The sequence below is a fragment of the Rhodococcus sp. WB9 genome (genome assembly GCF_007558985.1).
In the GTDB taxonomy this organism is placed as follows: domain Bacteria; phylum Actinomycetota; class Actinomycetes; order Mycobacteriales; family Mycobacteriaceae; genus Rhodococcus_F; species Rhodococcus_F opacus.
In genome coordinates, this window is record NZ_CP041769.1 from 4988381 (window position 1) to 5002295 (window position 13915).

At 69.0% G+C, this 13915-nt stretch carries 15 protein-coding genes; 6 read left to right on the top strand and 9 right to left on the bottom strand.

Features of this window, described 5'->3' with window-relative positions; all coding sequences use genetic code 11:
- Positions 1–19 precede the first annotated feature (19 nt).
- From nadC to nadA, 3 genes are read right to left on the bottom strand one after another with little or no spacing between them, the layout of a single operon-like run.
- Positions 20–889: a carboxylating nicotinate-nucleotide diphosphorylase gene (gene nadC, locus FND50_RS23155; RefSeq protein ID WP_144287239.1), complete on the bottom strand. Its 870-nt coding sequence runs from the start codon at positions 887–889 to the stop codon at positions 20–22.
- Entirely contained in the window at positions 889–2457 is a 1569-nt protein-coding gene (locus tag FND50_RS23160; protein WP_144287240.1) for an L-aspartate oxidase, read from the bottom strand. Before FND50_RS23160 ends, nadC begins: the two co-directional genes overlap by 1 nt.
- Positions 2454–3491 carry a quinolinate synthase NadA gene (gene nadA, locus FND50_RS23165; RefSeq protein ID WP_144287241.1) on the bottom strand — a complete coding sequence of 346 codons (1038 nt, stop codon included), beginning with the start codon at positions 3489–3491 and terminating at the stop codon, positions 2454–2456. The genes FND50_RS23160 and nadA overlap by 4 nt, the downstream gene beginning before the upstream one ends.
- A 78-nt stretch (positions 3492–3569) precedes the next feature.
- On the opposite strand from nadA, the gene FND50_RS23170 reads away from it, so the two are divergent.
- Positions 3570–4304 (top strand): NUDIX domain-containing protein, encoded by a 735-nt coding sequence (locus FND50_RS23170; protein WP_144287242.1) that lies wholly within the window; start codon positions 3570–3572, stop codon positions 4302–4304.
- Positions 4305–4345: 41 nt separating this feature from the next.
- Here the strand turns inward: FND50_RS23170 and FND50_RS23175 are convergent, their stop codons facing one another.
- Positions 4346–4945 (bottom strand): TetR/AcrR family transcriptional regulator, encoded by a 600-nt coding sequence (locus FND50_RS23175; protein WP_065491638.1) that lies wholly within the window; start codon positions 4943–4945, stop codon positions 4346–4348.
- Between the two features lie 82 nt (positions 4946–5027).
- Between FND50_RS23175 and FND50_RS23180 the strand changes: the two genes are divergently transcribed.
- Positions 5028–5840, top strand: coding sequence for an SDR family oxidoreductase (locus tag FND50_RS23180; protein WP_144287243.1), 813 nt, complete (start codon positions 5028–5030; stop codon positions 5838–5840).
- Here FND50_RS23180 and FND50_RS23185 read toward each other — a convergent pair.
- From FND50_RS23185 to bioB, 3 genes are read right to left on the bottom strand one after another with little or no spacing between them, the layout of a single operon-like run.
- Entirely contained in the window at positions 5830–6387 is a 558-nt protein-coding gene (locus tag FND50_RS23185) for a DUF2567 domain-containing protein (protein WP_025432860.1), read from the bottom strand. The genes FND50_RS23180 and FND50_RS23185 overlap by 11 nt on opposite strands.
- A 10-nt stretch (positions 6388–6397) precedes the next feature.
- The gene (locus FND50_RS23190; protein WP_144287244.1) at positions 6398–6685 is read right to left on the bottom strand and encodes a hypothetical protein; all 288 of its coding nucleotides are present in this window, start codon (positions 6683–6685) and stop codon (positions 6398–6400) included.
- Entirely contained in the window at positions 6682–7695 is a 1014-nt protein-coding gene (bioB, locus tag FND50_RS23195; protein ID WP_005260291.1) for a biotin synthase BioB, read from the bottom strand. The genes FND50_RS23190 and bioB overlap by 4 nt, the downstream gene beginning before the upstream one ends.
- 153 nt (positions 7696–7848) lie before the next feature.
- On the opposite strand from bioB, the gene FND50_RS23200 reads away from it, so the two are divergent.
- From FND50_RS23200 to FND50_RS23215, 4 genes are all read left to right on the top strand, one after another.
- A complete protein-coding gene (locus FND50_RS23200; RefSeq protein WP_144287245.1) occupies positions 7849–8478 on the top strand; it encodes a TetR/AcrR family transcriptional regulator C-terminal domain-containing protein in 630 nt (209 codons plus the stop codon).
- Positions 8479–8555: 77 nt separating this feature from the next.
- Complete coding sequence (locus FND50_RS23205; protein ID WP_144287246.1) at positions 8556–9689, top strand: lipase family protein; 1134 nt, start codon at positions 8556–8558, stop codon at positions 9687–9689.
- Between the two features lie 54 nt (positions 9690–9743).
- Positions 9744–10481: a FadR/GntR family transcriptional regulator gene (locus FND50_RS23210; RefSeq protein WP_007297412.1), complete on the top strand. Its 738-nt coding sequence runs from the start codon at positions 9744–9746 to the stop codon at positions 10479–10481.
- The gene (locus tag FND50_RS23215) at positions 10478–11149 is read left to right on the top strand and encodes a sterol desaturase family protein (RefSeq protein ID WP_144287247.1); all 672 of its coding nucleotides are present in this window, start codon (positions 10478–10480) and stop codon (positions 11147–11149) included. The genes FND50_RS23210 and FND50_RS23215 overlap by 4 nt, the downstream gene beginning before the upstream one ends.
- Positions 11150–11210: 61 nt before the next feature.
- Here the strand turns inward: FND50_RS23215 and FND50_RS23220 are convergent, their stop codons facing one another.
- Complete coding sequence (locus FND50_RS23220) at positions 11211–11960, bottom strand: succinate dehydrogenase/fumarate reductase iron-sulfur subunit (RefSeq protein WP_005247561.1); 750 nt, start codon at positions 11958–11960, stop codon at positions 11211–11213.
- 1 nt (position 11961) lies between these two features.
- Entirely contained in the window at positions 11962–13896 is a 1935-nt protein-coding gene (locus FND50_RS23225) for a fumarate reductase/succinate dehydrogenase flavoprotein subunit (RefSeq protein WP_007297414.1), read from the bottom strand.
- Positions 13897–13915 lie beyond the last annotated feature (19 nt).

The following is a 13915-nucleotide window of genomic DNA, read 5'->3' on the forward strand; positions in this document are numbered from 1 at the left end:
TAAGTACTCACGGGTGGGGTCACATGTCGAGGCCGAGATCCAGCACGGTGACGGAATGGGTGAGCGCGCCGACCGCGAGGTAGTCGACTCCGGTCCCGGCGTACTCGGCCGCGACGTCCAGCGTGAGTCCGCCCGACGACTCCAGCTTGGTGCCGGGGGCGTTCGCGTCGCGGCGTTGCACCGCGATCTGCGTCTGCCACAGCGGGAAGTTGTCGAGCAGCACCAGTTCGACGTTCTCGGCCAGCACCTCGTCGAGCTGCTCGAGGCTGTCGACTTCCACCTCGCACTCGATGTCCGGTGCCGCCGCGCGCACCGCCCGCAGCGCCGCCACCACCGAACCGGCGGCAGCGACGTGGTTGTCCTTGATCAGTGCCGCGTCGCCGAGGCCCATGCGGTGATTGACGCCGCCGCCCACCCGGACGGCGTACTTCTGCAAGCCGCGCAGTCCCGGCAGCGTCTTGCGACTGTCGCGGATCTTCGCCCCGGTGCCCTCGACCGCGTCCACCCAGGCGGCCGTCGCGGTGGCGATGCCGGACAGGTGGCACACCAGGTTGAGCATCGTCCGCTCTGCGGTGAGCAGCCCCTGCGTGGGCGCGGTGACCGTCAGCACGGCCTGGCCCGGCACGACCCGGGCGCCGTCGGTTACCCGGTCGAGAATCTGGTAGCGGCCCGCCCCGATCACCTCGTCGAGCACCAGCAGTCCCACGTCGAGGCCGGCGACGGTGCCGTGCGCACGGGAGACCACGGACGCCTTCGCCACCGCGTCCGCCGGGACCGTGGACGACGACGTCACGTCCGGTCCGTACCGCAGGTCCTCGTCCAGGGCGAGACGCACGAGCGCACGCACCTCGGCCGCGTCCAGACCGTCGGGAAGGACATGGTCGGACATCACAGCACTCCTGTCAGTTGGGGTTCGAGAAGCTCGAGTTCGCCGTCACGGAGGCGTACATGCGTGCTGCGGCGCCACTCGTCGGACGTCTGCGGGTAGTCGCTGCGGGTGTGGCAACCACGACTTTCGGTCCGCGCGGCGGCCGCGAGTACCAGCGCGGACGCCGTCAGGGTCAACGCGGCGTCTTCGAGCGCGGTCTCCCCCTCGGGCACTGTGCGCGGCGCGCCGGTGAGGGCGGCGGCCACCGCCTCGAGGCCGGCACCGTCCCGGACGACGGAGGCGTTGCCGGTCATCAACTGCTGCACCAGCTCCCGCGGTGCGGACGGCAGGGCACGCTGCTCGGGGGCGGTTGCCTCGACGCGGAGGCCGGCGCGGTCGACGGCCGCGCCGCCGACCCGCTCGCCGACCACCAGGCCCTCGAGGAGACTGTTGGAGGCCAGCCGGTTCGCTCCGTGCAACCCGGTGCGGGCCACCTCTCCCGCGGCGTAGAGACCGGGGACTGCGGTGCGTCCGTCGACGTCGGTGACCACTCCGCCGCACGAGTAGTGCGCGGCGGGCGCGACCGGGATCAGCTGTTCACGCGGGTCGATCCCGGCTTCCAGGCACGATGCCGTCACGGTCGGGAACCGCTGCGCGAACCCGGACAGGTGACGCGCGTCGAGGTAGACGTGGTCGTGACCCAGGTCCCGGAGCCTCGACGCGATCGCCCGCGACACGACGTCGCGGGGGGCGAGGTCGCCGCGCGGATGCACACCCGCGGTCACCGAATCGCCGTTGGCGTCGACGAGGATCGCGCCCTCGCCGCGGACGGCCTCGCTGATCAGCGGACGCCGTCCGAGACCGCCGGGAGTGAACAGGACGGTCGGGTGGAACTGCACGAACTCGAGATCGGCGACGGCTGCGCCCGCGTCGAGCGCGAGAGAGATGCCGTCCGCGGTCGCTCCGGGCGGGTTGGTACTGCAGGCGTACAGCTGCCCGAGTCCGCCGGTCGCCAGGAGGACGGCCGGTGTGTGGACGACGCCGAGTCCGCGCGGCGAATCCACGAGCACGCCGGTGACGCCGCGCGCATCGGTGAGCACCCGTACGGCGCAACTGTCGAACAGGACCGGAAGGCCGGCGGCACCCAGAGCGCGCTGCACCTCCGCGCCCGTGGCGTCCCCGCCGGCGTGAATGATCCGCCGGGTGCTGTGCCCGCCCTCGCGGGTGCGCGAGACGGCGCCGTCTCGGCCGCGGTCGAACACCGCGCCCAGATCGGTCAACGCGGCCACGGCGTCACGGCCGCCAGCCACGATCGACCGCACGGCGTCCTCGTCGCACAGGCCCACCCCGGCCTCGCACGTGTCGGCGACGTGCGAGGCCACCGAATCGGTGAGGGCGTCACCCACCACCGCGATACCACCCTGCGCGTACTGCGTCGCGGTGTCCGTCGCCCCACCCTTGCTGACGGTGAGCACGGTCAGTCCGCGCAGCGAGGCGGTGCGTGCGGCCGTCAGTCCGGCCACACCACCGCCCACCACCACGAGGTCGGCGTGCTCTTCCCAGGAAATCCCCCGGGCCGGGCTGCTCACTCGCCGCCGCCCGGGTTTCCGATCTCGATCATGCGCTGCACCGACTTGCGGGCACGCTCTGCGGTCTCGAGATCGACGTGAACCTCGTCCTTGCCCTCGAGCAGGCAGCGGAGCAGGGCCGCAGGAGTGATCATCTTCATGTACGGGCAGGACGCGCGGTCGTTGACGGCCTGGAAGTCGACCTCCGGCGCAGCCTTGCGCAGCTGGTGCAGCATGCCGACCTCGGTGGCCACGAGAACCTGCTTCGCCCCGGTCGCGCGGGCGGCGTCGAGCATGCCGCCCGTCGAGAGGATCTTCACCTTGTCCTCGGGCACGAACCCTTCGCCGGCCAGGTAGAGAGCCGAGGTGGCGCAACCGCATTCGGGGTGCACGAACAGTTCGGCACCGGGGTGCGCCTTGGCCTGCGCGGTGAGTTCGTCGCCGTTGATGCCGGCGTGGACGTGGCACTCACCCGCCCAGATCTGCATGTTCTTGCGGCCGGTGACGCGCTTGACGTGTGCGCCGAGGAACTGGTCGGGAAGGAACAGGACCTCACGGTCGGGGTCGATCGACGCGACCACGTCGACGGCGTTGGACGACGTGCAGCAGATGTCCGTCAGACCCTTCACCTCGGCGGTGGTGTTGACGTACGACACGACGACAGCGTCGGGGAATTCCGCCTTCCACTCCCGCAGCTGATCGGCGTTGATCGAGTCGGCGAGCGAGCAGCCCGCGCGCTCGTCCGGGATCAGCACGGTCTTGGCGGGGCTGAGGATCTTCGCGGTCTCGGCCATGAAGTGCACGCCGCAGAACACGATGGTGTCCTCGGGGGCTTCGGCGGCGATGCGCGAGAGTGCCAGGGAGTCGCCCACGTGGTCGGCCACGTCCTGGATGGCGGGCAACTGGTAGTTGTGCGCAAGGAGGGTCGCTCCCCGCTCACGTGCCAGCCGTTTGATCTCGGCAGCCCACTCTTCGCTCGCCTCGACGCCCGCGTAACCGCCGGGACCGTCCTGAATCTGCGAGTTGGTACCCGCCCACAACGTCGTGGTCGTCATGGCTTGCTCCTTCACCGTGAACTCGGGCGGGCTGGCCCGAATTGCCGCAATCGAGGTTTTCGACTTAGGATCGAAAACATGCCCAATAGTAACACCACGCATGAAGTGCTTACCGCGGTGTTCCAGGTTCGCCACTTCCCCGACCACATCACCGCAGGTCAAGGCGGTGATGTGCGTCACGCGGCGGGCACCGGTGAGCTCGCCGTGCTGCTGTGGCAACGGGCCCTCGATCCCCAGGCGGGCGCCTGGTCCCTACCCGGCGGACTGCTCCACGAGAACGAGGACCTCACCACGTCCGCGCGACGCCAGCTGGCCGAGAAGGTGGACGTGCAGGAGGTCTCCCACCTCGAGCAGCTGTCGGTGTTCAGCGATCCGCATCGAGTGCCGGGCCCGCGCACCATCGCGTCGACCTTCCTCGGGCTCGTGCCCCTCCCCGCCGACCCGCAGCTGCCGCCGGACACCGCGTGGCACCCGGTGTCCGCGCTCCCCGAGATGGCGTTCGACCACGGCACCGTCGTCCGGCACGCCCGGACCCGCCTCGCGGCCAAGCTCTCCTACACCAACATCGCGTTCGGTTTGGCCCCCGACGAGTTCTCCATGTCGACGCTGCGTGAGATCTACTGCGCCGCACTCGGGTACCAGGTGGATGCGACCAATCTCCAGCGCGTCCTCGGACGACGTGGGGTGCTGACTCCTACCGGGAACACGGCACCGTCGGGCCGCACCGGTGGGCGCCCGGCCACGCTCTACCGGTTCACCGACTCCACGCTGCGGGTGACGGACGAGTTCGCAGCGCTTCGACCGCCGAGCTGACCCCGCGCGTCAGGCCGCCTCCACACGTCAGGGCGTCGGACTCACGCCTGGGCGAGACCCCGCCAGAACGTGTCCGATGCGGCGGTGACGACTTCGTCCACCGGCGCGCCGTCGAGCATTCCGCCGGCGGCCAGGGTCGCGATCCCGTGGAACGTCGCGAACGCGACGAGGGCGATGCGCGACGCGTCCCCGGGTCCGATGTCGCCCGCGGCCTGGGCCTCGGTGACGATACGGACCGTCAGGTCCATCGAGGCGTGGCCGGCCTCCACGACTTGGGAGGCGGCTCCGGGCGCGTGCTTGTTGCCGTACATCAGGGCCAGCAACTCGCGATGCTCGAGCGCGAAGCTCACGTAGGCGCCGGCGAGCGCGGCGAAGCGGGCCCGGGCGTGGGGTTCCGCCTCCTCGACCGCGCGTTCGAGAGCGGCGGTGAGGCGCAGGAAACCGGACTCCGCGAGTGCGTCGAGCAGCGCCTGACGGTCCCGGAAGTGCTTGCTGGGTGCGGCGTGACTGACCCCGGCCTCACGAGCGAGCTGCCGGAGGGAGAGTCCGTCGACACCGTCCTTCTCGAGCGTGCTCTCGGCGCGCGCGAGCAGCACCCGGCGAAGACTCCCGTGGTGGTAGGGCTGTTCGGCGACGGACATGCCGCCAGCCTAGCAAAATGTTGTCATTGACTACATAGATGACACTGACTACATTCGAGGCACCCCACCGCTAGGAGCAGACATGTCCTTCGACGTATCCGGAACCACCGTCCTCATCACCGGCGCGAGCGCGGGCCTCGGTGTCGAATTCGCCCGCCGGTTCGCCGAGCGGGGAGCAGATCTCGTTCTCGTCGCCCGCCGCGCCGACCGCCTCGAACAACTCGCCACCGAACTCCGCGCCGCGCACCACGTGTCGGTCACCGTGCTCCCGTTCGACCTTGCGACACAAGGCGCCGGCGAGCGGTTGCGCAGCGAACTCACCGCCCGCGACATCCGCGTCGACTCACTGATCAACAACGCGGGATTCGGGACGCACGGAGATTTCGCTTCCGCCGACCTGGAGCGCCTCACCTCCGAGATCCAGCTCAACGTCACCACCCTCGTCGAGCTGTCGCACACGTTCCTGCCCGACCTGCTCCGGGGACGCGGCGCACTCGTGAACGTCGCGAGCACCGCAGCGTTCCAGCCGACTCCCGGCATGGCCGTCTACGGGGCGACGAAGGCGTTCGTCCTCAATTTCACGGAGGCGTTGTGGGCCGAGGCGCGAGGCACGGGCCTCACCGTGCTCGCCGTCTGCCCGGGCCCCACCCGCACCGAGTTCTTCGACGTCGTCGGCTCCGAGGACGCCGCCGTCGGCCGCATGCAGACCGCGGATCAGGTCGTCACGACAGCGCTGCGTGCCCTGGACCGGCGCAGCACCCCGCCGAGCGTCGTCTCCGGGCTGATGAACTGGGTGTCGTCGGTCAGCACCCGGTTCGCGACCCGCCGCATCGGCGCTCTCGCCAGCGGGCGCCTCCTCGGAGACGTACGGATGCGGACCTCGATCACGAGGTAAGGGTCGCGTCGCGCTCTTCCGGCTCGTCGAGTTCGACCGGGGGATCGCTGACACCGAGATCGTCGTACGGGTTGAGCGCGGCGAGCACCAACGTCACCGCGCAGGCGACGAGGGGCTGGAAGATCAGCACCAGCAGGGTCCCGATTCCCGGCGCGACCGCCACGACGGTGCCTGCGGTCGAGGTGTCGGGGTCGGGGAACCGCAGCGCAGCCACGCCGATTCCACCGAGCGCCATCACCCCGGCCCCGACAACACTGCCTGCCAGGACCGCGCCCAGCGCCACCGGGCCGCGACTCGTCCGCGCCGTCCACGCCGCGACCGCGGTGAGGATGCCGACCACCAGGCCCGCGCAGGCGAACATCCCGATCGCGTCGAACCGGTGCACGCTCTCCCCTGTCAGCGACACCCCACGGTCGGGGGCGACCACCAGCAGGTGCTCGGGCGGTGCGAGGACTCCCCACAACACCCCGGCGAGCGCGCTCGCCACCACCGTCCCGCAGAAGATTCCGGCGGCAGATCGAAGCCTGAAGCGCGGGAGCGTGGTCACCCGTCCGACGCTACCGCCGTCCGACGTAGATCGAGTCGAACACACCGTGGCGGGAACATTTCGCCCACCAGCCGTCCGGGCTGATCTGCACCACCATCCGGCGGCCGCACGCCTCGCAGAAGCGGGGCGGCTCCAGCCCCAGCTGCGCGGCGGTGGGGACCGCGTCGTCCACACCGGCCACCACGCGCCGGCCGGTGTACGGGTTGTAGCGCTCCTCGGTGCAGTGGACCCGCTCCTCGGTGCCGTCGACCCGATCCTCGGGGCGCTCGCCCATGGTCGCCTCGGCCCGGATCGTCACAGGGTGTCGTTCAGTGCCTTGATCGGCATCTGCAGATCGACGAGCAGGTCGAGGTCCTGTTCGGCCGGGCGGCCGAGGGTCGTGAGGTAGTTGCCGACGATGACGGCGTTGATGCCGCCGAGGATGCCCTGCTTGGCTCCGAGGTCCCCGAGCGTGATCTCGCGACCGCCTGCGAATCGGAGGATGGTGCGGGGCAGCGCGAGGCGGAACGCGGCGACCGACTTGAGGGCCTCGCTCGCGGGCAGGACCTCGAGGTCGCCGAACGGGGTTCCGGGACGCGGGTTGAGGAAGTTCAGCGGCACCTCGTCGGGTTCGAGTTCGGCCAGATTGGCCGCGAACTCGGCGCGCTGCTCGAGGCTCTCGCCCATGCCGAGGATGCCGCCGCAGCACACCTCCATGCCCGCTTCGCGCACCATGCGGAGGGTGTTCCAGCGCTCGTCCCACGTGTGGGTGGTGACGACGTTCGGGAAGTGGGACTTCGACGTCTCCAGGTTGTGGTTGTAGCGGTGCACACCCATCGCGGCGAGCTGGTCGACCTGCTCCTGGGTGAGCATGCCCAGCGAGCAGGCGATCTGGATGTCGACCTCGTTGCGGATCGCCTCGATGCCGGCAGCGACCTGGGCGAGCAGCCGCTCGTCGGGGCCGCGGACGGCGGCGACGATGCAGAATTCGCTGGCGCCGGACTTGGCGGTCTGCTTGGCGGCCTCCACGAGCGACGGGATGTCGAGCCACGCCGCGCGGACCGGCGACTGGAACAGGCCGGACTGCGAGCAGAAGTGGCAGTCCTCGGGGCAGCCGCCGGTCTTGAGGCTGATGATGCCCTCGACCTCGACCTCGGGACCGCACCACTTCATGCGCACGTCGTGCGCGAGGGCGAGCAGTTCCTCGAGCCGGTCGTCGGGAAGTTGCAGAACCTCGAGCACCTGACTCTCGTTCAGCGCGTCACCGCGCTCGAGAACCTGCTCACGCGCGAGGGCGAGGATATCTGTCTGTACCGGGGCCGATGTCACACGTATCTCCTGAAAAACGGGCCGATCACGTGCCGTGAATCGACTGGACCGAAAAATTGAACACCGTACAAGTTGAACGGTGTTCACGTTAGATCCGTGGTGGAATACTGTCAAAGCCGAAGCGGGCTTTCGACGAGATTGGGAGATCACACAGTGCAGTTGCGACGCGGCGACGTACTCGACGGCGCAATGGCCATCCTCGACGAGTTCGGCCTCGCCGACCTCACGATGCGCAGACTCGCGACGGCCCTCGGCGTGCAGCCGGGTGCGCTGTACTGGCATTTCCCCAACAAGCAGACCCTGCTCGGGGCCCTCGCCGACAAGATCCTCGAAGACGTCGACGCACCGGTCACGGCCCCCGGCTGGGACGCGGAGTTCACCGAACTGGCCCACCGGCTCCGCACCGCGCTGCTCGCCCACCGCGACGGCGCCGAACTGGTCTCCGCCACGTATGCGTCCCGCATGACCAACTCCCGGGTCCGGGAAAGCTTCGCCGCAGCCGGTCTGCGATCCGGACTGTCCCGCGAACACGCGGAACTGTCGTCCTACTCGCTGCTGTACTACGTCCTCGGCCACACGGTCGACGAGCAGTCGCGGGCGCAGATGGAGTCGGCCGGGGCCCTCACCCGGGCGGCCCTCTCCCCCGACGCCCCGCAGTCTCCGATCGCGGCGTACGACGAGGATCTCCTCGACGGCGATCCGGCGGTCCGGTTCGACTTCGGCCTGTCGCTGTTCGTCGACGGAATTCGCGCACGACTGAAAGACTCCGCCCACCGCCCCTGAGCGCGCACAATTGAGTCGACGCCGCGTCGGCCACTCGAGGACCGCGCGGCGCCTCCGACGGCCCAGGGACGGATGCGATGACGTCTTCGCTCGGCCGCCGCACCGGAACGGTTCTCGCGGCGGCACTCGCACTGTCGCTCCTCGGCGCGCCCACCCCGGCGGCAGCACAGACTGCGGGCGGCGATCCGGGTGCCGTCGTCGTGGCGACGCCGGTGGCGCCGGACGCGCGGCCGCCGGGCGTCGCCGACGCCGCGTACGTCACCTACTGGACGACGGGGCCGTTGAACGAACCCGCGCTGAGCACCGGCGCGGTCCTGCTGCCCCCTGGTGAGGCGCCGCCCGGCGGGTGGCCCGTCGTGTCCTGGGCCCACGGAACGGTCGGCATCGCCGACAAGTGCGCGCCGACGGTGACGGGAAAACTCGTCGGACCGTACGTCCAGCACTGGCTCGATCAGGGCTACGCCGTCGTCGCAACGGATTACGTCGGCCTCGGCACACCCGGTGTGCACCCGTACCTGGACGGCCCGACGGAGGCGCACAGCGTGATCGACATGGTGCGCGCGGCGCGGACCGTCACGCCGTCCCTGTCGAACCGGTGGGTCGCGATCGGCCAATCGCAGGGCGGTCACGCCGCTCTCGTCGCCGCCTCGATGGCCACCACGTATGCATCCGACCTCGACTTCCGCGGCACCGTCGCCACCGGCGCCCCGTCCAATCTGGAGAACCTCGCACCGCTCGTCGGCCCCGGATTCCCGCAGCTCCCCCTCACCGGGAGCACGGTGTTCGTGGCGTACGCGCTCGCCGGTTTGCGTGCGTCGCGGCCCGACCTCGAGATCGACAGCTACCTCACACCGCTCGGCGTCGACGTCTTGAATCGCGTCGAATCGCTCTGCTACGAGGAGGCGGCCCCGCAACTCGACGGGATCTCGATCGGCCAGTTGATGGCCCGCCCCCTCGACGACCCGGCGGTCCTGGCGGCGCTGCGCATCACGCTGGGAGTTCCCGTGCGGGGCTACGACCGGCCGCTGTTCATCGGACAGGGACTGTTCGACGACGTCGTCCCCATCCCCCTCACCTGGAAACTCACGGCCGACCTCACCGCGAACGGGCAGCAGTTCGTGTTCCGGACGTATCCGACCGGCCATCTGTACACCATGCCCGCGTCCCTGCCCGACACCAGTGCGTTCGTCCGGAGCCTTTTCGGCACGTGAGCCACTGGTAAGACCACTTGACCTCTTACCTATCGCCGCCTTAGTGTCGTGGTCATGATGTTCGAGCCGATCGCGCGGAAATCCGCCTCCACCGAAGTCTTCGACCAGATCACCGCGCGCGTGCTGGGCGGCGACCTCGCCGCCGGCGACGCCCTGCCGAGCGAACGACGCCTGGCCGAAGCCTTCGGGGTGTCCCGGCCCGCGGTCCGGGAGGCGATTCAAAAGCTGGCCCAGGCCGGACTCGTCGAGGTCCGGCAGGGCGACGCCACCTCGGTGCGCGACTTCCGGCAGCACGGCGGGCCCGAACTGCTGTCCCAGCTGCTGGTCCGCGACGGCGTACCCGATTGGGCCGTGGTCCGCAGCGTCCTCGAGGCCCGGCGGATGATCGGCGTGCAGGTCGCGCGGCTCGCCGCCGGCCGGGCGACCGACGAGTCGGGTGCCGCTCTCCGCGTCGCCGTGGATCGTCTCGCCTCCGACAGCGACCCGGTCGCGCAGCAGGTCGGCGCCCTGGCCTTCTGGGAGCGCGTGGTCGACACGGCCGATTCCATCGCATTCCGGCTCATCTTCAACAGCCTCCGCAACGCGTACGAACCGACCATGACGGCGATGGCCGCCGTCATGGTCGCGGAAGTCGGCCGCACCGACCTGTACTCCCAGCTGGCCGAGGCGATCTCCGCCCACGACGAAGTCGCCGCGGCCCAGACCGCCACCACCCTCCTCGACCTCGGCACGGCGGCCGTAACCGCCGTGATCGACGCACTGCACCAACACGATTCGGAGAAGGACACATGACCACGAAACCTCCCGCAGATCGCCGCCAGCGCAGGTCGATTTCCCTCCGCGACGCCGCAGACCAGTTCCGCCGACACCCCTCCCCGTGGATGATCGGCGGCATGCTGGTCGCCGCGGTGGCCGCCCGCCTGATCGTCGGCGACTGGCAGCTGACCGATGCCGCGCTTCCGCTGGTGATGTTGGCCGTGTTCCCGTTCGCCGAATGGGTCATCCACGTCTGCATCCTGCACTGGAAGCCCCGAAAGGTCCTGGGCCTGACCGTCGATTCACTGCTCGCCCGGAAGCACCGCGAGCACCACGTCGACCCCCGGGACGTACCGCTCGTCTTCATCCCATGGCAGACACTGATGTGGCTGATCCCGGTTGTCGTAGCCGTCTCACTGCTCGCGTTCCCGCGCACCGGACTCGGACTGACGTTCCTGGTGGTGCTGAGCGTCCTGGGTGTCCTCTACGAATGGACGCACTACCTCATCCACAGCGACTACAAGCCGAACTCCCGCCTGTACCGTGCGATCTGGCGCAACCACCGCCATCACCACTACAAGAACGAGCACTACTGGTTCACCGTTACCACCTCGGGAACCGCCGACCGGATCCTGGGCACCGACCCGGACCCCGAATCGGTCGAGAAGTCGCCCACCGCCCGCAACCTCCACGCCGTGCGCTGACGCACCCGTGAGTACTTGTTAACCGCCCGCGGTTAACAAGTACTCACGGGTGCCGGAGGCGCTAACCGCGGCGAAAGAGCTTGTTGCCCAACCAGACGATGGGGTCGTACCGTCGGTCGACCACCCGCTCCTTCATCGGAATGATGGCGTTGTCGGTGATCTTTATCCCTTCGGGGCACACCTCGGTGCAGCACTTGGTGATGTTGCAGAGCCCGAGGCCGAACTCTTCCTGCGCCGCCTCACGACGGTCGGCCGTGTCGAGTGGATGCATCTCCAGTTCGGCGACGCGGATGAAGAAGCGGGGCCCGGAGAACGCCGGCTTGTTGTCGTCGTGATCACGGATGACGTGACAGGTGTTCTGGCAGAGGAAGCACTCGATGCACTTGCGGAATTCCTGCGACCGTTCGACATCGATCTGCTGCATCCGGTACTCGCCCGGCCCGAGCCCCGGCGGCGGGGTGAACGACGGGATCTCCCGCGCCTTCGCGTAGTTGAACGACACGTCGGTGACGAGATCCCGGATGACCGGGAACGCCCGCAGCGGTGTGACCGTCACCACCTCGTCTTCCGTGAACGTCGACATCCGCGTCATGCACAACAGCCGTGGCTGGCCGTTGATCTCCGCGGAACACGAGCCGCACTTGCCCGCCTTGCAGTTCCATCGCACCGCCAGGTCCGGGGTCTGCGTCGCCTGCAACCGGTGGATGATGTCGAGCACCACCTCACCTTCGTTGACGGGAATGGAGTAGTCCTGGAGGGCGCCGCCGTCGGCGTCGCCGCGCCAGACCCGGAACTGCGCGTCGTAACCCATCTCAGGCCTTCCTTCCCGGGTGTTCCGCGAGTTCGGCGTCGGTGTAGTACTTCGCCAGTTCGTCGATGTCGAAGAGCTCCAACAGCTCTGCGCGCATCGGGAGCTGCGGCTCGCGGGTGACGGTGACGTCCGGCACCACCGAATCGGGATGAGCGGACATGTCGCCGACCACGCTGCACACCAGCAGAGTGTTGCGCCACTCGGCCTCCATGCTCGGGTGGTCGTCGCGGGTGTGCCCACCGCGACTTTCCGTGCGCAGCAGAGCCGCCTGCGCGACGCATTCGCTGACCAGCACCATGTTCCGCAGGTCGACGGCGAGGTGCCATCCTGGGTTGAACTGGCGGTGCCCCTCGACCTCCACGCCCCCGATGCGGCCCTTGATCTCCGTGAGTTTCTCCAGGGCGCGGACGATCTCGTCTTCCTTCCGGATGATGCCGACGAGGTCGTTCATGGTCTGCTGCAGTTCGGTGTGGAGCGTATACGGGTTCTCGGTGGTGCCGCCCTCCCCGACCGCGGGATCGAACGGCGACAACAACATCCGCGCCGCCGCATCGACGGCGTCCGCGGAGACGACCGGCCGTTCCTGCAGCGACTTCACGTACTCCGCCGCCCCCAGTCCGGCGCGACGCCCGAACACGAGGAGGTCGGACAGCGAGTTGCCGCCGAGCCGGTTGGAGCCGTGCATCCCGCCCGAGCACTCCCCCGCGGCGAACAGACCCGCGACGCTGGAGGACCCGCTGTCGGGGTCGACCTCGATGCCCCCCATCACGTAATGGCAGGTGGGCCCGACCTCCATCTGCTCCTTGGTGATGTCGACGTCCGCGAGTTCCTTGAACTGGTGGTACATCGAGGGCAGCCGCCGGACGATCTCGTCGGCGGGCATGCGCGAGGCGATGTCGAGGTACACGCCGCCGTGCGGGGTCTGCCGCCCGGCCTTGACCTCGGAATTGATGGCGCGGGCCACCTCGTCGCGGGGCAGCAGATCCGGTGTGCGGCGGTTGTTGTCGGAATCCTTGTACCAGCCGTCGGCCTCTTCCTCGGTCTCCGCGTACTGCCCTTTGAAGACCGGCGGAATGTACGAGAACATGAACCGCTCACCCTCGGAGTTCTTCAGTACGCCGCCGTCGCCGCGGACGCCTTCCGTCACGAGGATGCCCTTGACGCTGGGCGGCCACACCATGCCGGTGGGGTGGAACTGCACGAACTCCATGTTGATGAGGTTGGCGCCTGCGCGCAGGGCGAGGGCGTGACCGTCGCCGGTGTACTCCCACGAGTTCGACGTCACCTTGAACGACTTGCCGATCCCGCCGGTGGCCATCACGACGGCCGGTGCCTCGAACAAAACGAACCGTCCACTCTCGCGCCAGTATCCGAACGCACCCGAGATCCGGTCGCCGTCCTTGGTCAACTCGGAGATGGTGCACTCGGCGAAGATCTTGATCCGGGCCTCGTAGTCGCCGGTGGCGGCGAAATCTTCCTGCTGCAGCGACACGATCTTCTGCTGCATGGTGCGGATCAGTTCGAGTCCGGTGCGGTCACCGACGTGGGCGAGCCGCGGATACGTGTGACCGCCGAAGTTGCGCTGGCTGATCCGGCCGTCGGGGGTCCGGTCGAACAGGGCGCCGTACGTTTCGAGTTCCCATACCCGGTCGGGAGCCTCGCGGGCGTGCAGTTCGGCCATTCGCCAGTTGTTGAGGAACTTGCCGCCCCGCATCGTGTCCTGGAAATGGGTCTGCCACGTGTCCTTCTCGTTGGCGTTTCCCATCGCGGCGGCGCAGCCACCCTCCGCCATGACCGTGTGCGCCTTGCCGAACAGCGACTTGCAGACGACGGCGACGGACAGGCCCTGTTCCCGGGCCTCGATGACCGCTCGCAGTCCGGCGCCGCCGGCACCGATGACCACGACGTCGTACTGGTGCCGTTCGACTTCCGTCATTCCACTCCCTCTTCGGTGA